A 713-nucleotide genomic window follows, 5' to 3' on the forward strand; every position below is an offset into this window, starting at 1 on the left:
CTTCTATGTCAATTATGGCTATGTCTGATGCCAGCATACTTTTTAGAACACCACCATAATTCAAAGTATAGTAAACCCTACCAAGAACTGTTACGATAATTCTAAATTCCAGCTCGCTAATTACCATGACATACCCCATTACCCTTCGTAAAAAGGTACTACAGTCTCTTGAACAAGGCATGAGCGTGCGCACCGCAGCCAAGCTTTATGATATGAGTCCCACCACCATTATTAACTGGAAAAAAGACATCAGTATCAAGCCCATCGTCAGAGCACCGCGCAAAATATCTAATGATGCCCTAAAACAAGACATTACTGACTATCCTGACGCTTACTACTATGAAAGAGCTGCTCGTTTGGGCTGTAGTAAATCCGGCGTAGAAGCTGCCATGAAAGCGAGGATAAAGCAAAGCACTGCTTTGCCCGAGTGCAAGGGGAGAGCTATGCTCGAGTACCAGATTTCATAAGAACAAACGTATCAAAAAGCTATTAAACCGACATGGTCACCGTATTCTATGGCTACCGCCTTACAGTCCTGATTTAAATCTTATTGAGAAGAAGTGGGCTGAAGTAAAAACGCTCAGGCAAGGCTGGGGTGAGAATAATCTAAATCACTTATTCAGCAATGTCTGCTGTTACAACTTTAAGTTGGATTGACTATATTTGTTTAAACTTGCCCAAATAACATTACGCCATGTATTAATGAAGGGCCT

The 713-nt window shown here is 41.5% G+C and carries 2 protein-coding genes; both read left to right on the top strand.

Features of this window, described 5'->3' with window-relative positions; all coding sequences use genetic code 11:
• The first annotated feature begins 125 nt into the window (after positions 1–125).
• The gene (locus EI164_RS16590; protein ID WP_058025959.1) at positions 126–467 is read left to right on the top strand and encodes an IS630 transposase-related protein; all 342 of its coding nucleotides are present in this window, start codon (positions 126–128) and stop codon (positions 465–467) included.
• 43 nt (positions 468–510) lie between these two features.
• Positions 511–657, top strand: a complete 147-nt coding sequence (locus tag EI164_RS17575; RefSeq protein WP_367651957.1) for a transposase — start codon at positions 511–513, stop codon at positions 655–657.
• The last annotated feature ends 56 nt before the right edge of the window (positions 658–713 follow it).

Source organism: Psychrobacter sp. FME13 (genome assembly GCF_014861395.1).
GTDB lineage: Bacteria > Pseudomonadota > Gammaproteobacteria > Pseudomonadales > Moraxellaceae > Psychrobacter.

What these genes read in the sequence shown, in the direction of transcription:
- EI164_RS16590 (WP_058025959.1), top strand. Translation starts at nt 126, where the DNA reads ATGACATACCCCATTACCCTTCGTAAAAAGGTACTACAGTCTCTTGAA.